Annotated in this window: 14 protein-coding genes; 9 read left to right on the top strand and 5 right to left on the bottom strand. The window is 71.5% G+C overall.

All coding sequences use genetic code 11. The annotated features are described in order from the left end of the window. Positions 1-11 precede the first annotated feature (11 nt). Both ABZ883_RS18055 and ABZ883_RS18050 read left to right on the top strand, forming a co-directional pair. The gene (locus ABZ883_RS18055; protein ID WP_360906909.1) at positions 12-1,973 is read left to right on the top strand and encodes a TIGR03960 family B12-binding radical SAM protein; all 1,962 of its coding nucleotides are present in this window, start codon (positions 12-14) and stop codon (positions 1,971-1,973) included. 191 nt (positions 1,974-2,164) lie between these two features. Then, positions 2,165-3,337, top strand: coding sequence for a hypothetical protein (locus ABZ883_RS18050; protein WP_360906907.1), 1,173 nt, complete (start codon positions 2,165-2,167; stop codon positions 3,335-3,337). On the opposite strand, the gene ABZ883_RS18045 is transcribed toward ABZ883_RS18050, so the two are convergent. The 3 genes from ABZ883_RS18045 to ABZ883_RS18035 are packed head-to-tail and all read right to left on the bottom strand — an operon-like array spanning position 3,327 to position 6,180. Then, on the bottom strand, positions 3,327-4,529 hold the full coding sequence (locus ABZ883_RS18045) for a cytochrome P450 (protein WP_360906905.1): 1,203 nt from the start codon (positions 4,527-4,529) through the stop codon (positions 3,327-3,329). The two genes, ABZ883_RS18050 and ABZ883_RS18045, sit on opposite strands and share 11 nt — an antisense overlap. 39 nt (positions 4,530-4,568) lie before the next feature. Next, positions 4,569-5,963, bottom strand: coding sequence for an FAD-dependent oxidoreductase (locus ABZ883_RS18040; RefSeq protein ID WP_360906903.1), 1,395 nt, complete (start codon positions 5,961-5,963; stop codon positions 4,569-4,571). Then, entirely contained in the window at positions 5,953-6,180 is a 228-nt protein-coding gene (locus ABZ883_RS18035) for a ferredoxin (protein ID WP_360906901.1), read from the bottom strand. Before ABZ883_RS18035 ends, ABZ883_RS18040 begins: the two co-directional genes overlap by 11 nt. A gap of 305 nt (positions 6,181-6,485) precedes the next feature. On the opposite strand from ABZ883_RS18035, the gene ABZ883_RS18030 reads away from it, so the two are divergent. The 6 genes from ABZ883_RS18030 (at position 6,486) to obgE (ending at position 14,738) form a co-directional block, all read left to right on the top strand. After that, positions 6,486-7,001, top strand: a complete 516-nt coding sequence (locus tag ABZ883_RS18030; RefSeq protein WP_360906899.1) for a GNAT family N-acetyltransferase — start codon at positions 6,486-6,488, stop codon at positions 6,999-7,001. 211 nt (positions 7,002-7,212) lie between these two features. Continuing rightward, positions 7,213-7,986, top strand: coding sequence for a TIGR03936 family radical SAM-associated protein (locus tag ABZ883_RS18025; RefSeq protein WP_360906897.1), 774 nt, complete (start codon positions 7,213-7,215; stop codon positions 7,984-7,986). A gap of 218 nt (positions 7,987-8,204) precedes the next feature. After that, the gene (locus ABZ883_RS18020) at positions 8,205-12,353 is read left to right on the top strand and encodes an Rne/Rng family ribonuclease (protein ID WP_360906895.1); all 4,149 of its coding nucleotides are present in this window, start codon (positions 8,205-8,207) and stop codon (positions 12,351-12,353) included. A 233-nt stretch (positions 12,354-12,586) separates the two neighbouring features. Then, positions 12,587-12,907: a 50S ribosomal protein L21 gene (rplU, locus tag ABZ883_RS18015; RefSeq protein ID WP_360906893.1), complete on the top strand. Its 321-nt coding sequence runs from the start codon at positions 12,587-12,589 to the stop codon at positions 12,905-12,907. Positions 12,908-12,921: 14 nt separating this feature from the next. Further along, positions 12,922-13,176: a 50S ribosomal protein L27 gene (gene rpmA / locus ABZ883_RS18010; protein WP_319664657.1), complete on the top strand. Its 255-nt coding sequence runs from the start codon at positions 12,922-12,924 to the stop codon at positions 13,174-13,176. Between the two features lie 122 nt (positions 13,177-13,298). Then, positions 13,299-14,738, top strand: a complete 1,440-nt coding sequence (gene obgE / locus ABZ883_RS18005; RefSeq protein ID WP_360906891.1) for a GTPase ObgE — start codon at positions 13,299-13,301, stop codon at positions 14,736-14,738. A gap of 86 nt (positions 14,739-14,824) precedes the next feature. Here the strand turns inward: obgE and ABZ883_RS18000 are convergent, their stop codons facing one another. Then, complete coding sequence (locus tag ABZ883_RS18000) at positions 14,825-15,850, bottom strand: CDP-alcohol phosphatidyltransferase family protein (protein ID WP_360906889.1); 1,026 nt, start codon at positions 15,848-15,850, stop codon at positions 14,825-14,827. A gap of 478 nt (positions 15,851-16,328) precedes the next feature. Between ABZ883_RS18000 and ABZ883_RS17995 the strand changes: the two genes are divergently transcribed. Then, positions 16,329-17,960 (top strand): glycosyltransferase family 2 protein, encoded by a 1,632-nt coding sequence (locus tag ABZ883_RS17995; protein WP_360906887.1) that lies wholly within the window; start codon positions 16,329-16,331, stop codon positions 17,958-17,960. A gap of 130 nt (positions 17,961-18,090) precedes the next feature. Here ABZ883_RS17995 and ABZ883_RS17990 read toward each other — a convergent pair whose 3' ends face one another. Further along, positions 18,091-21,654: a bifunctional glycosyltransferase family 2 protein/CDP-glycerol:glycerophosphate glycerophosphotransferase gene (locus tag ABZ883_RS17990; protein WP_360906885.1), complete on the bottom strand. Its 3,564-nt coding sequence runs from the start codon at positions 21,652-21,654 to the stop codon at positions 18,091-18,093. Positions 21,655-21,668: the final 14 nt, after the last annotated feature.

Here is a 21,668-nt window from a genome sequence, read left to right as displayed (position 1 = left end):
AGACACCTCTCATGCCTGTCGAGTCGGTCTTCCCTCGCCTGGAAGCGCTTCTCCCCCACGTTCAGAAGCCCATCCAGTACGTCGGCGGAGAGCTGAACTCCACCGTGAAGGACTGGGACTCCTGTGACGTCCGCTGGTCGCTGATGTACCCGGACGCCTACGAGGTGGGGCTCCCCAACCAGGGCGTCATGATCCTCTACGAGGTGCTCAACGAGCGCGAGGGCGTGCTCGCCGAGCGCACCTACAGCGTCTGGCCGGACCTGGAGGCGCTGATGCGGGAGCACGGCGTCCCGCAGTTCACCGTGGACGCCCACCGCCCGGTGAAGGCCTTCGACGTGCTCGGCCTCAGCTTCTCCACGGAGCTCGGCTACACGAACATGCTGACCGCCCTGGACCTCGCGGGCATCCCGCTGGAGGCCAAGGACCGCACCGAGGACGACCCGATCGTCCTCGCCGGCGGGCACGCGGCGTTCAACCCCGAGCCCATCGCCGACTTCCTGGACGCGGCGGTGATCGGTGACGGCGAGCAGGCCGTCCTGGAGATCACCGACGTCATCCGCGCCTGGAAGGCCGAGGGTCGCCCCGGCGGCCGCGACGAACTGCTCTTCCGGCTGGCCCGCACCGGCGGGGTGTACGTGCCGAAGTTCTACGACGTGGAGTACCTGGCCGACGGCCGGATCGCCCGCATGGTGCCGAACCGCTCCGGCGTGCCGTGGCGGGTGTCCAAGCACACCGTCATGGACCTCGACGAGTGGCCGTACCCCAAGCAGCCCCTCGTCCCGCTCGCCGAGACCGTCCACGAGCGGATGTCCGTGGAGATCTTCCGCGGCTGCACGCGCGGCTGCCGCTTCTGCCAGGCCGGCATGATCACCCGCCCGGTGCGCGAGCGCAGCATCACCGGCATCGGCGAGATGGTCGACAAGGGCCTGAAGGCGACCGGCTTCGAGGAGGTCGGCCTGCTGTCGCTGTCCTCCGCCGACCACACCGAGATCGCCGACGTCGCCAAGGGCCTCGCCGACCGGTACGAGGAGGACAAGATCGGCCTGTCCCTCCCGTCCACCCGCGTCGACGCCTTCAACATCGACCTGGCCAACGAACTCACCCGCAACGGGCGCCGCTCGGGCCTCACCTTCGCCCCCGAGGGCGGCTCCGAGCGCATCCGCAAGGTCATCAACAAGATGGTCTCGGAGGAGGACCTGATCCGCACCGTCGCCACCGCCTACGGCAACGGCTGGCGCCAGGTGAAGCTCTACTTCATGTGCGGTCTGCCCACCGAGACCGACGAGGACGTCCTGCAGATCGCGGACATGGCCAAGAACGTCATCCAGAAGGGCCGCGAGGTCACCGGCCAGAACGACATCCGCGCCACGGTCTCCATCGGCGGCTTCGTGCCCAAGCCGCACACCCCGTTCCAGTGGGCCCCGCAGCTCGGCGTCGAGGAGACCGACGCCCGCCTGGAGAAGCTCCGCGACGCCATCCGCGGCGACAAGAAGTACGGCCGCAACATCGGCTTCCGCTACCACGACGGCAAGCCCGGCATCATCGAGGGCCTGCTCTCCCGCGGCGACCGCCGCGTCGGCGCGGTCATCCGTGCCGTCTACGAGGACGGCGGCCGCTTCGACGGCTGGCGCGAGCACTTCTCCTACGACCGCTGGGCCCGCATGTGCGAGAAGGCGCTCCCCGAGCAGGGCGTCGACCTCGACTGGTACACCACCCGCGAGCGCACCTACGAGGAGGTCCTGCCCTGGGACCACCTGGACTCCGGCCTGGACAAGGACTGGCTCTGGGAGGACTGGCAGGACGCCCTCGACGAGACCGAGGTCGACGACTGCCGCTGGACCCCGTGCTTCGACTGCGGGGTGTGCCCCCAGCTCGACACCCACATCCAGATCGGCCCGACCGGCAAGAAGCTGCTCCCGCTGACGGTCAAGAACGCCGCCCCGGCGGCCGCTGCCGGCGGTCACACGCACTGAGGCGGGCGGGGCAGGTGTCGCCTGCCCCGCTCCGGCCGGCGTCCTGGTGATGCCGCGCCGCAGCTCACCGCAGGCGTGCGTGACAGCATTGCGCCATGCGCTGTGACGTCTGCGATCACGAGATGGCGAAGTGGGATCTTCCGCCGTCGCCGTGGCGCCGTGAGATCTGGGTCTGCACGTGGTGCTGTGCGGTGACCCAGCTCGGGACCCCGGACCACGAGATCAGCCGCCCCGGGTACTGCCGTTGGGACCTCCGGTGGGAAGCGGCGTGGACGGACATGCTGCCGGATGCCGGCCGGCACGCGTACGGCTACTTCGACAGGACGCTCTGCGGAATCGAGAGGCCGGACATGACCGGCTCCCAGTTCGGCATGTGGGGCGGCAGGTTCGAGGACGAGTGCCCCGACTGCACTGCCGCGGCCCTGGCCATCGACGCGCGGTGGCCGGAGGAACGGCGGCGTGACGGCTTCCGGGTGGACGTCCCGGCCGCACCCCGGCCCCGTCCCGAGGACGCCCCCGGCTACGTCCGGCCGCCGGACGAACTCGGCCGTCCCGACATCCGGCTGCCGCCTGCACCGGCGGGCCGCGGGACACGCGTTCTCACGGCTCGTCCCGCCGCGCACGCGCACCCCGGGGAAGCGTTCCGCCGGATCGGCGAGGGTCCTGAGGCGCTGCGCCTTCCGGCGTTCTGGGCCGGGCACGGGATCGGGCCCTACCGGCCGTACGACAGCCAAGGGCGCACTTTCGCGTGGTTCCAGGCGTACCCGCTCGAGACGATTCCGCCGCTGGACGAGGACTCCTTCGTCGGCGACTTCGCCTGGTTCGGCGAACCCGGCGATCCGCTCGACCACCGCACCGCCGTGACGGATGGGATCACGGCCGATCTGGCGAGGGACGGCCTCTCGCTCCCGGCGGACTTCTTGGCCCTGATCACCCGGGCCCACCTGCACCGGTGCCTCGACCGCGAGGGCGGCGGCGCCTGGACCGATGTGAGCGGCCCGCTGCCCAGCCCCGTCGCCCCCGACGATCGCATGGTGCTGTTCTTCCGCGATCAGCAGAGCTGCATCATGTGGTACCTCTACCTGCACCACGGCGGGCAGTCCGCCGTCGTCTGCTCCGACCGGGATCTCACCGAGGAGCCGGGGCTCAGGTACGGACCCGACGGCGAGATCGTCCTGCCGCGCCGCCCCGAGATCTTCTGGACCGCCCCGAGCGTCGAGGTCTTCGCGTACCGGTTCCTGACCGAGGCGAGACTCCTGTCCGCGATCGGCGGGAAACAGCGGGCCGGCGAGCTCGATCCCGAGCTCCTCGCCTACCTCGCCCACTACGTGCCCGGTTCACGGGCCGAGGAGCTCAGGCCGTGAGGCCCTCGATCGCGACGGGGAGGTGGCGGGGGCCGCGCAGCACCGCGTTGGCGCGGTACGGCGGCGGGTCCTCCAGCAGCCGGGAGAACTTGACCCGGCGGAACAGTTCGGGCACGGCCAGATGGAGTTCCATCCGGGCGAGCGGGGCGCCGAAGCAGTAGTGGATGCCGGTGTAGAAGCCCAGGTGCTCGTTGTCCTTGCGGTCGGGGTCGAACCGGTCGGGGTCCTCGAAGCGCTTGGGATCGCGGTTGGCCGCGGCCAGCATGAGCCACACCGGGGAGCCCTTGGGGATCGTGGTGCCGGCGATGTCGATGTCGGCGATCGCGGTGGTCCACGGCACGAACTGCACGGGCGGCTCGTACCGCAGCACTTCCTCGACGATCGGGACGGCCAGGTCCGGCTCCTTCAGGAAGCGCTCCAGCACGTCGGGGTGGCGCAGCAGGGTCAGCGTCGTGTTGGTGATCGCGTTGACCGTGGTCTCGTGGCCCGCGACCAGGAGCAGCACCGCGGTGGCCTCCAGGTCGGCCGGTGTCATGTCGGGCGCGAGCGCGCTGAGCATGCCGGAGCCGGGGTGGCGGCGTTTGGCCTCGATCAGGTCGGCCAGGTAGCCGCCCAGTTCCTCCCGTGCCTGCTGCCCCTTCGTCCGGCCCGCCTCGCCGGCCCGGGGGTCCAGGGACGACGCCAGGGCGTCGGCCCAGACATGGAAGCGCGATTCGTCCTCGCGCGGTACGCCCAGCACCTTGCAGATGGCGGTGACGGGGAGGGGATAGGCGAAGTCGTCGACGATGTCGGCCTGGTCCTTGCCCTCGAAGGCGTCGAGCAGTTCGGTGACGACCCTGGTGAGGTCCCCGCGCAGGTCCTCGATGAACCTGGGGCTGTGCGGAGGGCCGAAGGGCCGGTTGATGGTGTCGCGCAGCCGGTCGTGCACCGGCGGGTCGGTGAAGATGAAGCTCGGCGGCAGGTTGGTGTCGTCCGCGTGCCCGGTGCGCGCGAAGCCCGCGGGCCGGTTGCGCGTGTCGTTGCTCAGCCGCGGGTCGTTGGCCAGGCTCCGCACCTCGTAGTAGGTGCTGACCACGTAGGTGCCGTCGTCCAGCAGCCTCACCGGGACCTTGCGCAGCTCCTCGTAGAGCGGGTACGGATCGGCCCGATGGGCGTAGTCGGTGATCTGCTCGATGATGCTGCCGGACGTCATGGCGTCTCCTGGGGGCTCCGGGCGGCACGGGGCCGGCGATCAGGCGTGCGACGGAGTGAAGGCGACGCGCCGTTCACTCGGTGAGTGGCCCGTCAGCGTGACCGTGGCCCCGTGGGTGGGCAGATGGGGATCCGGGAAGGCCGGGTCGACCGGCTGCGCGGTCTCGGAGCGGCAGTCGACCGTGCGGTAGTCCGGCGGGAAGGGCGCGCCGGCCGCGATCTGCTGCTCGTAGAAGCCCAGCCACTTGGCCCCGTCGAAGGACACCGCGGCGATGACGCGGCCGCGGTAGCCGTACACGGCGACGAACCGGTCCTCGGCGAGGGCCCCTTGGGCCACGACCAGCTGGTCTCCCAGTGGGGGCACGCCCACGGACTTGATGTTGACGCCGAACTGGGAGGACCAGAACATCGGCAGCCACAGGTGGGGGCGGCGGTCGGGGCTCGCGCAGACCATGTTGTGGGCGGCGATCTCCGCCTGCTCGACCGCGTTGCCCCAGTGCTCCAGCGACAGGAACTGGTAGTCGAACAGCGGGTGGGGGCTGCGGGCGACGTCACCGGCGGCGTAGATGTCGTCGGTGACGATGCCGTTGACGTCGAACACCCGGCATCCGGCGTCGCAGGCGATCCCCCGGGGACCGGCGGCCAGCCCCGAGCCGGCGAGCCATTCGGTGTTGCGGAGGGCGCCGAGCGAGACGACCGCCACCTCCACGTCGATCACCGAGCCGTCCGACAGGTGGGCGCGCCTGAGCCGCCCGACGTAGTCACCCTCCAGTGCGGTGACGCTGATCCCGCAGCGCAGATCGACCCCCTTCCTGCGCTGCATGCGGTCCGCGACCGCGCCGATGACCCCGCCGAGGGCGCCCACCAGCGGTGCCGGGCCGCGTTCGGCGACCGTGACCTCGATGCCGAGCTCCCGGCAGGCGGAGGCGACCTCGGAGCCCGTGAATCCGGCGCCGATCACCAGCACGCGGGAGACGCCCCCGGTCAGTCTGCGGTGCAGGCGTACGGAGTCGTCACGGGTCCGCACCACGAACACGCCGTCCAGCGCGGCCTCTTCCGGATGGATCCAGGGTCGCGCCCGGGTCCCGGTGGTGATCAGCAGGCGGTCGTAGGGGACGGTGTCCCCGCCCGCCAGGCGCACCACCTTGGCGTCCCGGTCCAGGCCCTCGGCGGCGGTGCCCAGCCGCCACGTGGCGTCGATGTCGCGCCGCCGCGGCAGCGCGGTGTCCTCGGGCCGGGCCCGCCCGAGCAGCGCCTGCTTGGACAGCGGCGGCCGGTCGTAGGGCTCGTACGGCTCGTCGCCGACCATGGTCAGCGATCCGGTGAAACCCCGGTCGCGCAGGGTCTCCGCGGCCCGCAGCCCGGCCAGCGAGGCACCGACGACGACGATGCGTCCCCGGCGCCGCAGGACCTCGACGTCCGTGTCAGCCGACATGGGCCTCCACCCCCTTCGTCGGCTCGTCCGACCAGTCGACGAGGATCGCCTGGACCGGGCAGGCGGCGGCGGCCTGCTCCACCCGCTCGCGTTGCGCCTCGTCGAAGCGAGGGGTGAACAGCAGCGCTTCGTTCCCGTGGAGGGAGAAGACGTCCGGGGCGAGGAAGACGCACTGCGCGAATCCCTGGCACCGGTTGAGATCGACGACAAGCCTCATCTGGAATCCGCTCCCTGGTCAGGCCACGGCCCCCCGGTGCGCCGGCGCTCCGCGCCGCAGGCTCCGCAACCGCTGCGCTCGGTCTACCCGATCCGATGGCATGCCTCCCCCTCAGAATCGGCTCCCTCCCAGCGGCCCGCAAACCGGGAGCGGGGCGCGGGGAAGGCCCCCGGTACCCCGCGGCGCGGGGCCGGCGAACTTCTCCCCGCCGGAGCGCAGTTCCCCCGGCGCCGGGGGAGTGCCGCGCGCGGCGAACGGACCTGCCCGGCCGCGCCGTCCGCCCGGCGGTGACGCAGACTGGGGCCGTGCCGCCCTCCCTCGTGCGTCCCACCACCGCCGTCCACGCGTCCTACGTCGCCGCGATGGAGGAGTTCCGGGCCGAGGGGCGCGGCGCCCGGGGCGAGCTCTCGGCGATCGGGAACGCGCTGCGCGAGTACGGCGACCGCTGGCGGGACCCGGCGGTCTTTGCCGAGCACGTGACGAAGGTCCGGGGCCCTACCCGCGACCCGGTCGACCTGTGCGTGACGTACTGGTACGTGGACGGCGACGCCTTCCTCGGCCGGCTCTCCGTCCGCCCGCAACTGACCCCGCCCTGGGGCGAACTGCTGGGCCACGTCGGCTACGACGTCCGGCCGTCCGCACGGCGCAGGGGGCACGCGACCGCGATGCTCCGTGCCGCCCTGCCGCTGGCCCGTCAACTCGGCCTCGATCCCGCCCTGGTCACGTGCGACGCAGGCAACGTGGCCTCGCGGAAGGTCATCGAGGCCAACGGCGGGATCCTCGACGGTGCCGGCGGGGGGAAGCTGCGCTTCCGGGTGTGACGGGGCAGCCGGCCGGTGCGGGCACGGGGCCCGCGGTGCCCGGGGCGCGGGGACGGTCGCGGGGCCCGTGGTGCACGGTGCGGATTCGTAAGCCCGGAACCCCCAGTAACCTGGAAGGTGACAAGCAGCCCCACTCGGGGCGACCAGACGTACGAGGGACTGAACGACACTGGGCAAGCGACAGCCCGAAGGCCCGCCGCCCGCACCCGCGGTGCAGCGCATCCGACTGCGCTACACCAAGCGCGGCCGCCTCCGGTTCACCAGCCACCGCGACTTCCAGCGCGCATTCGAGCGGGCGCTGCGGCGCGCCGAGGTGCCCATGGCGTACTCGGCCGGTTTCACCCCGCATCCCAAGGTGTCGTACGCGAACGCCGCACCCACCGGCGTCGGCAGCGAGGCCGAGTACCTGGAGATCGCGCTCGCCGAGGCCCGTGAGCCGGAGAAGCTGCGCCTGCTGCTGGACGAGTCGCTGCCCGGCGGTCTCGACGTCGTCGACGCCGTGGAGGCCCGCACCTCGGGTCTCGCCGAGCGCCTGGAGGCGTCGGTGTGGCAGCTGCGGCTGGACGGTGTGGAGCGGGCCGACGCCGAACGGGCGGTGGCCGCGTTCCTGGCCGCCGGGGCCGTCGAGGTCCAGCGGATGACGAAGAACGGTGTGCGCAGTTTCGACGCGCGCGGCGCCGTGACCCGGCTCGAAGTGGTGGACCCGCAGGTCGCCGCGGGCCATGGCGGCGACTTCGAACAGGGTGCCGATAGGCCTGGGCCAGCACCTTGTGCGATACTGCGGCTGGTTGTTCGGCATTTGACACCTGCCGTGCGACCCGACGACGTCCTGTCCGGCCTCCGTGCGGTGGCCGACCTCGCGCCGCCGGTCCCCGCTGCGGTGACCAGGCTGGCGCAGGGGCCGCTCGACGAGGAGACCGGCACGGTGACCGATCCGCTCGCGCCTGACCGCGATGCCGCGACGGTACCGGAAGGCTCAGCGTAGGACTGCCGTCGTTGTGCCGCCGAGGCGTTCGGGGTGACCCGGAACCGGCAGTACGCATCAGACGAGACTTTCGTCGGCCCGTCAGGGCGGTGCCGACGAGCGATACGACAGCTCCCGTGTGGCGCCCGCGCCCCCGGGCGGCGGCACCGCGAAGACGCGGGTCGCCGTGGACCGGATCAGGGCGCGGCGCCCGGGAGCGTGACGGGAGAAATGCCCGCATGCTCGAGAACAACGAGCCGAACGAGGCGCCCGAGAACGGCGCCCCCGAAACCGCCACCGGTGGCACCGGCGGCACCGACACGGAGGCGACGGCGGCTCCGCGCCGACGGCGCCGCGCGGCCTCACGGCCGGCGGGTCCGCCCGCCGGCGCCGTGAACGCCCCCGAGGCGGCCGACGCGCCCGCCGGTGCCCCGGCCATACCGGCCGAGGCATCCGCCGAGGCCGAGGCCGCACCCGCGCGCACCCGCCGCCGGGCCACCCGCAAGGCCGCCGCGCCGGAGAGCGCGCCCGCGGAGGCGGAGGCGGAGACGGCGGAAGCCGCGCCGGCTCCGGCCCGTCGTCGTGCCACGCGCAAGACGGCCGCACCGGCGCAGAGCGCCGAGACCCCCGAGACCCCGCAGGACACCGCGTCCCCGCAGGACACCGCGTCCCCGCAGACCGCGCCCGCGGAGCAGGCCGAGCCGTCCGCGGCGCCGCCCCGTGCGCGGCGCCGTGCGACCCGCAAGGTCGCCAGCCCCGAGCCGGTCGAGACCGCGGCGCCCGCCGAGGCCGCCGACACGCAGGCCAAGGAACTTCAGGCGGACCTGCCGCTGCACGCGGAGGCCCCGGCCGAGCAGGCCGAGCCGGCCGCCGCCCCGGCGCGCACCCGCCGTCGTGCGACCCGCAAGGTGGCCAGCCCCGAGCCGGCTGCCGTCGCCGAGTCGCCGGCCGCCCCCGTCGAGGCCGCTGCCGCCGCGGACGCTCCCGCGAAGGCACTGCAGGAGCCGGCCCGCAAGGCCGCGGCCGCCGAGCAGCCCAAGGCGCGCCGCAGCCGCAAGCGCGCCGCCCCGGCCGCGTCGTTCCTCGCGGCCGACGACGGCTCGCGCCGCCTCAAGCCGGGCGCGCTCGCGCCGCGTGAGGAGGAGGCGGAGGCCGTGGAGGCGCCCGCCCCCGAGGCCCCCGCCGCCGTGGCGCAGCCGCGCACCTACACCGCCAAGGCGATCCAGGACGGGACCGGCTGGGCCGTCGAGGTCGAGGACGCGTACGAGATCCGCGGCTACGGCGACACCGTCGAGGAAGCGCGTGCCAGGGCCGTCGAGGCCGTGGCGGAGGCCTTCGGCGTGCCCGTCGGCAGCGTGGTCGTCGAGGTCCGGGACGAGGTGCCCGGCAGCGGGCGGCACGAGGCCGTGAACCCCAGTGTCGAGGCCGCCGAGGCTGCCGAGGCCGCCGAGGCTGCCGAGCCCGTTGAGGAGGAGCCCGCGCCGTCGCGGGGCCGCCGCCGTGCGACCCGCCCGCCGATGGCGGTGTTCCAGGCGCCGGTGTTCCAGGCGCCCGGCACGGCGCCGGTGGAGCGGCCCCAGGCCGAGCGGCCCGTCGAGCACGAGGACGAGCAGGAGCCCGAGAGCGACGCCGCCGACGGGCACGACACCGACGAGTACCCGGCCGCCGAGAGCGCCGGCCGCCGTCGCCGCCGCCGTCGCCGGGGTGAGCCCGCCGAGGTGGCCGTGGCCGTGGCCGCGGACACGCACGCCGGCCACATCGCCGACGAGCACGACGCCGACGAGCAGGACCACGACGCCGACGAGCACGAGGCCGAGACCGACGAGCACGAGGCGGACGACGACCACGAGGGCGACCGCCCGTCCCGCCGTCGCCGCCGCGGTGGCCGTCGCCGCCGTCGCGGCGAGGCCGCCGACGGCGAGGAGACCGCCGCCGGCGAGGACGACGAGGAGGACGAGGGCGAGGAGGACGCCGAGGACCACGCGGGCGACAGCACGAGCAGCCGTCGCCGCCGCCGTCGCCGCCGTCGTGGCGGTGACGGGAGCGAGGAGACCCTGGGCGAGGACGCCCCCGAGCGCACGGTCGTCAAGATCCGTGAGCCCCGCAAGGCGGCCGAGCCGGCCGACGAGGTGCAGTCCATCAAGGGCTCCACGCGTCTGGAGGCCAAGAAGCAGCGCCGCCGGGAGGGCCGCGAGCAGGGCCGCCGCCGGGTGCCGATCATCACCGAGGCCGAGTTCCTGGCCCGCCGCGAGGCGGTCGAGCGGGTGATGGTCGTGCGCGAGAACGGCGACCGGACGCAGATCGGCGTGCTGGAGGACGGTGTCCTCGTCGAGCACTACGTCAACAAGGAGCAGGCCACCTCCTACGTCGGCAACGTCTACCTGGGCAAGGTCCAGAACGTCCTGCCGTCCATGGAGGCCGCGTTCGTCGACATCGGCAAGGGCCGCAACGCGGTGCTGTACGCCGGTGAGGTCAACTTCGAGGCGCTGGGCATGTCGGGCGGGCCGCGCCGTATCGAGGCGGCCCTGAAGTCGGGCCAGCCGGTCCTGGTGCAGGTCACCAAGGACCCGATCGGCCACAAGGGCGCCCGCCTGACCAGCCAGGTCTCGCTGCCCGGCCGCTACCTGGTCTACGTGCCCGAGGGCTCGATGACCGGCATCAGCCGCAAGCTGCCCGACACCGAGCGCGCCCGGCTGAAGCAGATCCTCAAGAAGATCGTCCCCGAGGACGCGGGCGTCATCGTGCGCACCGCCGCCGAGGGAGCGAGCGAGGACGAGCTGCGCCGCGACGTCGAGCGGCTCCAGGCGCAGTGGGAGGACATCCAGAAGCGGGCCAAGACCGGCAACGCGCCGTCGCTGCTGTACGGCGAGCCGGACATGACCGTCCGGGTCGTCCGCGACATCTTCAACGAGGACTTCAGCAAGGTCGTCGTCAGCGGTGACAACGCGTGGGAGACCATCCACGACTACGTCACCAACGTCGCGCCGGACCTGTCGGACCGGCTGGGCCGCTGGAGCTCCGAGGTCGACGTCTTCGCCACGTACCGGATCGACGAGCAGCTGCTGAAGGCGCTGGACCGCAAGGTCTGGCTGCCGAGCGGCGGTTCGCTGGTGATCGACCGGACCGAGGCGATGGTCGTCGTCGACGTCAACACCGGCAAGTTCACCGGTCAGGGCGGCAACCTCGAGGAGACGGTCACCAGGAACAACCTGGAGGCGGCCGAGGAGATCGTGCGCCAGCTGCGGCTGCGCGACCTGGGCGGCATCATCGTGATCGACTTCATCGACATGGTGCTGGAGTCCAACCGCGACCTGGTCATGCGCCGCCTGCTGGAGTGCCTGGGCCGGGACCGTACCAAGCACCAGGTGGCCGAGGTCACTTCGCTCGGCCTGGTGCAGATGACCCGCAAGCGGGTCGGCCAGGGCCTGCTGGAGTCGTTCTCCGAGACCTGCGTGCACTGCAACGGACGCGGTGTCATCGTCCACATGGACCAGGCCACGGCGGTCGGCGGTGGCGGCAAGCGCAAGCGCCGTCGTGGCGGCGGCGAGGAGCCGGGGGCCGCCGAGGCGGTCGGCGGCATCGCCGAGGTCGAGGCCGACGAGGTCGACGAGACCGAAGGGCTCCCCGAGTTGGAGCCGGCCGCGGTCGCCGAGGCCGAGCTGGTGCCCGCGGTCGGCGGGGCCGACGACGACGAGTGGTTCAGCAGCCCGGCGGAGGCCGAGGCGGCGGCCGGCCGGCGTTCCCGGCGGCGCGCGTCGCGGCGGGTCACCGCCCCGGTGAGCTCGCCCGACGCCACGGCGGAGGTCGTCACGGTCGTCCCGGTTGCGGCCCCCGCCACCGAGCCGCAGGCGGCGGAGGCCGCCGCGATCGCCGAGCAGGCTCCGGCGGCCGAGGAGGCCGTCGCGGAGGCGGCGCCCCCGGCCCGTACCCGGCGCCGGGCGACCCGCAAGGTCAGCGCGCCCAGCGCCCCGGCCGGCGAGGCCGAGACGGTGGTCGTCCCGGCCGCGGCGGAGCCGGCCGCCGAGCAGACCCCTGCCGAGGAGCCCGCGGCGGAGACCGCCGAGGTCGCGCCGCCCGCCCCGCGCCGTCGTGCCACGCGCAAGGTGTCGGCGCCCTCGGGCCCGTCCAGCGCCGAGGCCGAGGCCGCCGTCGTGGTCATCCCGGCCCCCGACGGGCAGCCTGCGGACACCGGCGCGGAAGCGGCGGAGGAGGCGGAGGCCGAGGCGGAGCCCAAGAAGCGGGCCCCGCGCAAGACCGCGGCCAAGAAGGCCCCGGCCAAGAAGGCCGCCGCGAAGAAGACGGCCGCGAAGAAGACCGCGGTGAAGAAGACGGCGGCGAAGAAGTCCGCCGCGAAGGCCACGGCCGAGGCGCCCACCGAGGCGTCCTGACCTCGGGTCACCGCACGCGGGCCGTCCCCCACCGGGGGGCGGCCCGCGGCGCGTCCCCCGCCATGCGCATCCCGGTTTGACCCCATCGGGGGCGCCCCGTAACCTTGACCTTCGGCGTTTTAGCGCCCATTCCTGAGCACCTCCCTCCCGGCTGCGGTCGGGAGAGGCCCCCCACGCTTTGCAGGGACGGCTGGCGTCAGGAGTGACGATCCGAGCGAGAGAGTGAGTTCCGCGTGTACGCAATCGTGCGCAGCGGTGGCCGCCAGCACAAGGTGGCCGTCGGCGACATCGTCGAGGTTGACAAGATTTCCACGGGCAAGGTGGGCGACGCGGTCGAGCTCTCGACCCTGCTCGTGGTCGATGGCGAAGCCGTCACCAGCGACCCGTGGGTGCTGGCCGGGATCAAGGTCCAGGCCGAGATCGTGGACCACCACAAGGGCGTCAAGATCGACATCCTGCGGTACAAGAACAAGACCGGCTACCGCCGTCGCCAGGGTCACCGCCAGCAGTACACGGCGCTGAAGATCACCGGCATCCCCGCCGCTGCGAAGTAAGGGACTGAAGAGAGATGGCACACAAGAAGGGCGCATCGTCCACCCGGAACGGTCGCGACTCCAATGCCCAGCGGCTCGGCGTCAAGCGCTTCGGCGGCCAGGTCGTGAACGCCGGTGAGATCATCATCCGCCAGCGCGGCACCCACTTCCACCCCGGCGCGGGCGTCGGCCGTGGCAAGGACGACACGCTGTTCGCCCTCGCCGCCGGTGCGGTCGAGTTCGGCACCAGCCGTGGTCGCAAGGTCGTGAACGTCGTCCCGGTCGCCTGAGCGATCGCAGACGTACGACGTCACCGAGGGCGGACGCTGCTTCCCGGTCGGGAAGCAGGTCCGCCCTCGGCGCGTTGCACCATCGGCACCAGTACGTAACAGCACGTTGAGAGGAAGACGGCATGACCACCTTCGTGGACCGCGTCGAGCTGCACGTCGCCGCGGGTAACGGGGGCCATGGCTGCGCCTCCGTGCACCGGGAGAAGTTCAAGCCGCTGGGCGGCCCAGACGGCGGCAACGGCGGGCGGGGCGGTGATGTGATGCTGGTCGTCGACCAGGCGGTCACCACGCTCATCGACTACCACCACAGCCCCCACCGCAAGGCGACCAACGGCAAGCCCGGCGAGGGCGGCAACCGCTCCGGCAAGGACGGCACGGACATGATCCTGCCGGTGCCGAACGGCACGGTCGTCCTGGACAAGCAGGGCAATGTGCTCGCCGACCTCGTCGGCCACGGCACCACCTTCGTCGCCGGCCAGGGCGGCCGCGGCGGCCTCGGCAACGCGGCGCTGGCCTCGGCCCGCCGCAAGGCGCCGGGCTTCGCGCTGCTGGGCGAGCCGGGCAAGGACCAGGACATCGTCCTGGAGCTCAAGACCGTCGCCGACGTGGCGCTGGTCGGCTACCCGAGCGCGGGCAAGTCCTCGCTCATCTCGGTCCTGTCGGCCGCCAAGCCGAAGATCGCCGACTACCCGTTCACCACGCTGGTGCCCAATCTGGGCGTGGTGACCGCCGGGTCCACCGTCTACACCATCGCGGACGTCCCCGGGCTGATCCCGGGTGCGAGCCAGGGCCGCGGGCTGGGGCTGGAGTTCCTGCGGCACGTCGAGCGCTGCAGCGTCCTCGTGCACGTCCTGGACACCGCCACGCTGGAGTCCGAGCGCGACCCGGTCTCCGACCTCGACACCATCGAGGAGGAGCTGAAGCAGTACGGCGGTCTGGGCGACCGGCCGCGGGTCGTGGTGCTCAACAAGGTGGACGTGCCCGACGGGCAGGAGCTGGCCGACATGGTCCGCCCCGAGCTGGAGTCCCGCGGCTACCAGGTCTTCGAGGTCTCCGCGGTCGCCCACAAGGGCCTGCGGGAGCTGTCGTACGCCCTCGCCGGCATTGTCGCGGAGGCGCGGGCCGCCAAGCCCGTCGAGGAGGCCACCCGTGTCGTCATCCGGCCCAAGGCCGTGGACGACGCCGGCTTCACGATCGTCGCCGAGGACGGTTTCTACCGCGTCGTCGGCGAGAAGCCCGAGCGCTGGGTGCGCCAGACCGACTTCTCCAACGACGAGGCCGTCGGCTACCTCGCCGACCGGCTCGCCCGCCTCGGGGTCGAGGAGCAGCTCGTCAAGGCCGGCGCCCGCGAAGGCGACGAGGTCGTCATCGGCGCCACCGAGGACGCGGTCGTCTTCGACTGGGAGCCGTCGATGGCCGCCGGCGCCGAGATGCTGGGCCGCCGCGGTGAGGACCACCGTTTCGACACACCGCGACCGGCCGCAACGCGTCGCAAGGACCGGGACGCGGAACACAGCGACCCGGACCGGGAGTTCGAGGGCTTCGACCCCTTCGGTTCCTGAGCCGCTCCGTCAATGCCGAGGGCCGGTCCCCCATCGTGGGGGACCGGCCCTCGGCGTTTGCGGAAGCGCGACCTTGTCGTCAGCTGTCAGCTCACGGAGGCCCGCAGGGGCGCGGTGTCGCCGTTCTGCGCCTGTGCCTGGGCTTCCTTGTCCAGCCGTGCCATGACGCGCTCGAAGTCGCGGGTCGACAGCAGCAGCTTGTAGATGATCGCCAGCTCGAACAGCAGCAGCAGGACGGCCGCGACGACCGTGGTGCCCACGATGAAGCCCGTGAGGGGGGCGATGATGAACACGGCCATCTGGAACTCGATGCCACTGACGAGGTGCGGCCGGACCCGGTGCCGGATCAGGAAGGAGCGGAAGGCCGCGTAGGGGCCGAAGCGGCTCTTGAAGCTCTGCTGGAGGTCGACGACCGGGGCGGCGGCCTCGGGCGCCGCGGTGGCCTCGGCACTCGCCGTGAGCGGCTCGGTGACGGCCGCCGGAACGGCGGCGGGGGCGGCCGCTCGGGAGGGGACGTTCTCCGCGCCCTCGGCCGCGGCGATCTCCTGCTCGCGCAGCAGGTCCTCCATGAACTTCAGACCGCCCTGGGTGTGCAGCTCCGCCTGGCGCCGCTCCAGCTTGGTGCGCATGCCGTGGCGGACCTTGAAGATCTGCAGGGCGTCCAGGTAGCGCAGCGCGTCGAGGAACACCACCGCGACGGCCAGCCACATGTAGACGACCTCACCGGTGCGGTGGAACTGGCCGCCCATGAGGGCGACGGCGCAGGCCAGCACGCGGATGCGGTCGAAGATGTAGTCGAGCCAGCCGCCGAACTCCGAGCCCCTGCCCGTGAGCCGCGCCAGCTTCCCGTCCATGCAGTCCAGGACGAAGCTGAAGTGGTACACGACCGCGCCCACCACGAGCCACTTCCAGTCGCCCATGGCGAAGCAGGCGGCGGCCCCGAGGCCGAGCACCAGCGCCGCCCAGGTGATCTGGTTCGGGGTGATCCGGGTCCGCATGGCCGTCCAGCGCACCAAGGGTGTCGCCACCGGGTCGACCAGGAATACGGTCCACCAGGCGTCCCGCTTTTTCTCGGTGAGGCGACGTACTTCCGCGAGGGGCGGTATTTCCATGAAAGAGGACCCTTTCGAGGCGAACTGGGCATCCAGGAATTCCGTGGTGCCCCGACCGGACGGCGGCCGATGCGGCTGCGTCGTCGCTGCCGCCGGCGGAGGGCCGGGCCCCCGGTTCCGGCGGATCAAAGGCTTCCGCCTGAAAACCATACAGCCTGCCGACAATGAGGATCTCTCCCGATCCCGGTGCAATGCGCTAACGCCGCGAGCGCCGTCCGGATCTCCCGATGTCAGCCCGCATGCGGGGCCGAGAACGCGTGACACAGGTCACAGTCCGTTTTGTCAGGAAGTGCGCATAAGGTGGGATGTTGCCGCAGGGCGGCGCACTATTCTATGGGGCTCAGTGGCCTGACGGCCCTCCCGTCACTCACTGTTCATGTGTCGGGCGTGAACTCGTCTCCGAGAGTTGGGATGTCGCGAGCTTCCCATGCGGGGACAGGCCGCGTCCCGGAGCGACGTTCCTGATGATGGAGGCTTGATGTCCCCGCGTGCCGACGCCGATCCATTGATCACCGTGATCGTGCCCGCGTACAACGCGGCGCAGACATTGGCGCGGACGCTCGACTCAATTGCGGGCCAGACGTTTCACGATGTCGAGGTCGTCGTGGTCGACGATGCCTCGACGGATTCCACTCGTGATGTGGCCGAGAGTTATTCGGACCGTGTTCCCGGATTCCGGCTGATTCGCCGCGAGGACAACAGCGGCGGCGTCGGCGCGCCCCGCAACGACGGTGTCCGGGCGGCTTGTGGCAAGTACGTCATGTTCCTCGACGCGGACGACCAACTGCCGGAGAAGGCCTGCGAGGTGCTGGTCGCCGTCGCGGAGCGGACCGGCTCGGACATCACCGCCGGGCGCGCCGAGCGGGTGAACCACGCCCGCGGCACCCGTACGACGTGGCAGCCCGATCTGTACACCGCGGATCGGTACGTGGCCGGCGTCCGCGAATGGCCGGAACTGCTGACCGACCCCATTGCCGCGGCCAAGCTCTTCCGGCGTGAATTCCTGGTCGGCCGTGACATCCGATTCCCTGAGGGACTCTTCTACGAGGACACGTTCTTCTCCGTGAAGGCCTACCATCTGGCCCGCGGTATATCGGTGCTGACCGAGCCCGTGTATCACTGGATCTGGGAGGACCGTCAAGGCGCCGGCGCCTCCATCACGAATCGCCGGAATGAGATCCGGAGCGTCAGCGACCGGATCGAGGTGCACCGGCGCGCCGATGCCTATCTGCGCGAGGCCGGCGCCCGGGATCTGAAAATCCACAAGGACGTCAAATTCCTCGGGCACGATGTCCGGCTGTACATGAAGGAATTGCGGCGGGCGGACGACGAGTACCGGGCCGGGTTCATCCGTCTGGTGTCCGGTTACCTTGCCGAGGTGGATGACGAGTCCTACCGCCGATGCACGCCGCTGGAGCGCGTCAGGGCCTTCTATCTGCGCCACGGAATGATCCCGGAGGCGCTGACGGTGGCGGATTTCGAGCAGCGCCGCGGGGTCGTGTCGACGGACCTCGTGATCGATGACGGCCGCGTGTACTGGTCGGCCGGACACCTGGACCTGCCGGACGCCCGTGCGTTCCTCGATGTCACCGAGCTGGGGCTCCAGGACGAGCCGTTCGAGAGCTCCCGCATGTTCAACCGTGCCCTCTCGGTGGAGGTGGTGGGCAAGGAACTCAGGATCTCCGGGGAGATCCTCAACCAGTTCGGGCGCATCGGCGCCGGTGACGGCCTGGAACTGGTCGTGCTGACACGGTCCAAGGAGCGGGGGCGCAAGGACGTCGCCGCGATCGGCGGGACGCGGGTGGACGCGGACGTCATCGGCTATGCCGCGACTGCCGGTCTGCGCAAACTGTTCGCCGGATTCCCGGCCGCGGACGCGGTGAACCTGCAGGTGCAGCTCCTGTGGAAGGGGCGCAGGCACATCACCGCCGTCTGCGTGCGCGGCATCGATCTGGCCCCGGTGAACGAGGCGTTGCGGGACAGGGCCCTGGAGGCCTACGAGACGGCCGGCGGGAATCTGGCCTTCCGCCGGTGCGCCGAGGGCGGTTCCCCGTCCGGGCCGGCCGGCTGGAAGGACCGCCTGTTCCGTCCGGGGCGACGTCGGGCGTGACCGCGGTGGTACGCCGCCCGCGGCGCACCGGGAGCACGGCCGCTGCCGGCTCCTGAACACGTCGGAACGGGCGAGGCCTCCGGGACACACCGTGTCCCGGAGGCCTCGTGCCCGGTCGTGCCCGGCGGTCTCAGCTCTCCCGCGCCAGCTGCTTCATCCGGTCGACGACCCGGCCCGCCGCCTGCCCGTCGTCCAGGTCGCAGAAGAGATCCTGGAACTTCTTGTACGCGCCCCGGTACTGCTCCGTGGTTCCCCGCAGGTCGCGCAGCGCCGCGATCAGCTCGTCCGAGGTCGCGATCAGCGGGCCGGGGGCCTCGTTCTCGAAGTCGAAGTAGAAGCCGCGCAGCTGATCCCGGTAGTGCTCCAGGTCGTACGTGAAGAAGAGCATGGGACGCCCGGTGTTCGCGTAGTCGAACATCAGCGACGAGTAGTCCGTGACCAGCACGTCCGAGGCGAGGAACAGCTCGGCGATCTCCGGGTACTCGGAGACGTCCCAGACCGTGCCCTCGCCGGCGCCCGGCACGGTGTCCACCACATTGGGGTGCCGGCGGATCATCAGGACGTACTCGTCGCCGAGCACCTCACGGAACCGGGCCAGGTCGATCCGCAGGTCCAGCTTGTAGCGTCCCGGTCCGTAGTACTGGTCGTCGCGCCAGGTCGGCGCGTACAGCACGATCTTCTTCCCCTCGGGGATGCCGAGGCGCTCCTTGACCTGCCGGGAGATCTCGTCGGCGTGCGGGGAGTAGAGCATGTCGTTGCGCGGGTAGCCGGCGGCCAGCATTTCGCCGCCGTAGGCGAAGGCACGCTTGAGGATCGGTGTGCTGAACCGGTTCGGTGACACCAGGAAGCTCCAGCTCAAGGACTCCTGAGCGACATTCTCCAGGTACCGGCCGTTCGCGAACTGGACGTCCTCGATGTCGTGGCCGATCTTCTTCAGCGGAGTCCCGTGCCACGCCTGGACGATGACCTGCCCCTCGCGCCGCTTGATCCAGTGCGGCAGGTGTGCGTTGGTGACGATGTAGCGGCAGCGCGCCATCGCCTCGAACCAGTCCCTGCTGTACATGCGCACGGCCTGCGCCCCGTCCGGCAGCGCCACCTGGCTGTCCCGGACGACCCACAGGTGCTCCAGCGCGTCGCCGCGGCGGACCAGTTCCTCGTAGACGGCTCGCGGCGAGTCGGAGAACTGCTTGCCGGTGTAGCTGTCGTAGAGCACCGCGTCCCGCAGGGGGGCGCGGCGTGCCTCGGCGTAGGTGGTGTTGCGGAGTCGTGCCTGCCAGTACGGGCCGCGCTCGTCGTCCTTGAGGGCGGACGACACGTCGAGGACGAGTTCGTCGTAGGCATGGGTGACGGCCGTGTAGCGGCGGCCGTCCCGTTCCGTCATCGCCGGGAGCCGTTCGACCAGTTCGGGGGTGACGACGACCGGCGTCAGCGCTTCGGCGGTCGCGGGGTCCTCGACCATCACGTTCCAGCGGCCCGAGCGGATCGGCAGCGTTCCGGCGAGCGAGGTGACGGAGGCAGGGGTCAGCCGGACCGTGAACCGGCCGTCGGCGGCGGTCCCGGCGAAGCGCTTCACCTCGTGGTGGGCCCGGTGCGTGAGCAGGACGGAGACCTCCCCGCTCAGGAAGGGGGAGGGGCCCTCCAGGACCAGCGTGCCGCCGTCCTCCCAGGACAGGGTGTCCACGGTGGGGTGCAGCAGACGGTCGCTCAGCAACAGGTGGCCCGTCGCGCCGCGGTGCAGGGCCAGCTCCCGCGCCAGTCCGTCGGAGGACGCCTGGATCGGGTGGAGACCGGTGGCCGACTCGTCGTCGGCGACGAGCTGGCGGGACTTCTGCTCGCCGGGGACGGTCACGCTCGCCCGCCAGGTCTCCGCGGGGACGCGCTTGTTCAGCGAGGGCAGCGCATTCCGGGTCCGGCCGCCGACGATGTCCGCGACGGGTATGCGCACGGTGAACGCGGTGCCGCCGTCGGTGTACGCGCCGGGCTCCAGCGCGTACTCCTTCTCCACCGGCGACTTGCTGTGCCTGATCTGCAGACGGGTGCCCTCGACGAAGCGGCCCGCGACCGTACCGCGCAGCACGAGCCGTCCATCGGTCACCTCGTGTGCGGTGACCCGTGCCGTGACCTTCTCGACCCGCAGGTGCAGCCGCTTGCGGACGAACCGGGGAACGATCCGCGTGTCGGCGTCGACGTAGCGGACGGGCGGATTGGCGCCGGAACCGAACGGTCCCGGCGCGAAACCGCCGCGGCGCAGCATCCCCTTGCCGAGGACGCCGATCCCGAGACGCCAGCTGCCCTCTTCCCAACGGCCGCCGGTCTTCAGCCGGTTGGCGTCCAGCGACACCTCGAAGCCCGACCAGTCGTAGGAGTAGCGGTTCTGGCGGGACGCCGCGGTCGCGCCGGGGCTGTAGACGGTGCGGGCGGGCAGGATCAGTCTGCGCTTGCTCTTGCTGTTGCTCAGGCTGATGACCTTGAACGACGTGAACCGCCGGAGCCCGCCGACGTTGTTGACGTAGGAGTGTCCGACGATCTTGATCTTCTCGCCGTCCCAGCCGACGCTCTCCACCTTGGTGCGCAGGGCGAGTTCCTGCTTGAGGCGGTAGACGTGGTCGGGCACGCCGACCGCCGCGTCCTTGAAGAACGGGTACTTCGCGTAGCGGCGGAAGCGCCGGGCCACCGGGATGGAGCCGCCGGTACCCCTCTTCTCGAAGGCCAGCACGTCCAGCAGTTCGTCCAGCTTGTTCTCACCGATGAGGTGCCACTTCAGCCGCATGATCGCCGGAAGCTGCTCCACGACCTTCGGATCGACGCGGCTGAGGAAGTCGGACGCGACCTGCATGAACAGCTCGCGGAACTCCTGGTCCGCCTGCGGCAGTACGTTGATGAAGATGCGGATGTCGCTGCCGATGGCCGACTTGTCGTACCACCGCTTGTAGGTGCGGTACTCCGGCCCCGACTGCGCGGCCAGGAACCGGCTCACCGAGTCCACGGCGGCGACACGGTCGCGCACGGCGTTCGGTTCGGTGCGGCGCTGGGTGATGGAGGGACCGGCCCCCGCCTCGCGCTGCCGCCAGTAGTAGATCGGCGTGCTGAGTATGTCCACCGAACGGGCGCGGAAGTGGGCGGGGATGGTCAGGGGGATGTCCTCGTAGAGCACACCCTCCGGAAACGCCATCTCGTGCTCGTCCCAGAAGTCCTTGCGGAAGACCTTGTTCGGGGCGAGCCGGTCGTAGATCAGCGACTCGTCCTTGGTTATGTGCGTCTTGAGGCGTGTGGTCGCCATGGGCCGTTTGTGCATCGGCGACTGGGAGGTGCCGGCGATCCGCAGCAGTTGCACATTGCCGGACAGCAGATCGGAGCCCGTCTCGTCGAGCGTGCGGACGCACAGGTCGTAGGCGTAGTCCGGGATGATGTCGTCGCTGTCGACGAATGTGAGGTAGTCCACACCGGGGGTGCAGTTCTTCACGCCGTTGTTCCGGGCATTGCCGAGGCCGCCGTTGGGCTGCTGGACCAGCCGGAAACGGGAGTCCTTGGCGGCGTAGGCACGGGCGATCCCGGCGCTGGAGTCGGTCGACCCGTCGTCCACCATGATCACTTCGAGCTCACGGAGCGTCTGGCCGGCGAGCGAGTCGAGGCACTCTTCGAGGTACGTCTCGACGTTGTAGATCGGCACGACCACCGAAAGCCGAGGGAGCATGGGGCGGGACAACC

The organism is Streptomyces sp. NPDC046977 (assembly GCF_040644455.1).
GTDB lineage: Bacteria > Actinomycetota > Actinomycetes > Streptomycetales > Streptomycetaceae > Actinacidiphila.
The sequence above is the reverse complement of the archived record's forward strand: the minus strand, read 5'-3'. Positions and strand labels throughout refer to the sequence as shown.

What these genes read in the sequence shown, in the direction of transcription:
- ABZ883_RS18055 (WP_360906909.1), top strand. Translation starts at nt 12, where the DNA reads ATGCCTGTCGAGTCGGTCTTCCCTCGCCTGGAAGCGCTTCTCCCCCAC.
- ABZ883_RS18045 (WP_360906905.1), bottom strand. Translation starts at nt 4,529, where the DNA reads ATGACGTCCGGCAGCATCATCGAGCAGATCACCGACTACGCCCATCGG.
- ABZ883_RS18040 (WP_360906903.1), bottom strand. Translation starts at nt 5,963, where the DNA reads ATGTCGGCTGACACGGACGTCGAGGTCCTGCGGCGCCGGGGACGCATC.
- ABZ883_RS18035 (WP_360906901.1), bottom strand. Translation starts at nt 6,180, where the DNA reads ATGAGGCTTGTCGTCGATCTCAACCGGTGCCAGGGATTCGCGCAGTGC.
- ABZ883_RS18020 (WP_360906895.1), top strand. Translation starts at nt 8,205, where the DNA reads ATGCTCGAGAACAACGAGCCGAACGAGGCGCCCGAGAACGGCGCCCCC.
- rpmA (WP_319664657.1), top strand. Translation starts at nt 12,922, where the DNA reads ATGGCACACAAGAAGGGCGCATCGTCCACCCGGAACGGTCGCGACTCC.
- obgE (WP_360906891.1), top strand. Translation starts at nt 13,299, where the DNA reads ATGACCACCTTCGTGGACCGCGTCGAGCTGCACGTCGCCGCGGGTAAC.
- ABZ883_RS18000 (WP_360906889.1), bottom strand. Translation starts at nt 15,850, where the DNA reads ATGGAAATACCGCCCCTCGCGGAAGTACGTCGCCTCACCGAGAAAAAG.
- ABZ883_RS17995 (WP_360906887.1), top strand. Translation starts at nt 16,329, where the DNA reads ATGTCCCCGCGTGCCGACGCCGATCCATTGATCACCGTGATCGTGCCC.
- ABZ883_RS17990 (WP_360906885.1), bottom strand. Translation starts at nt 21,654, where the DNA reads ATGCTCCCTCGGCTTTCGGTGGTCGTGCCGATCTACAACGTCGAGACG.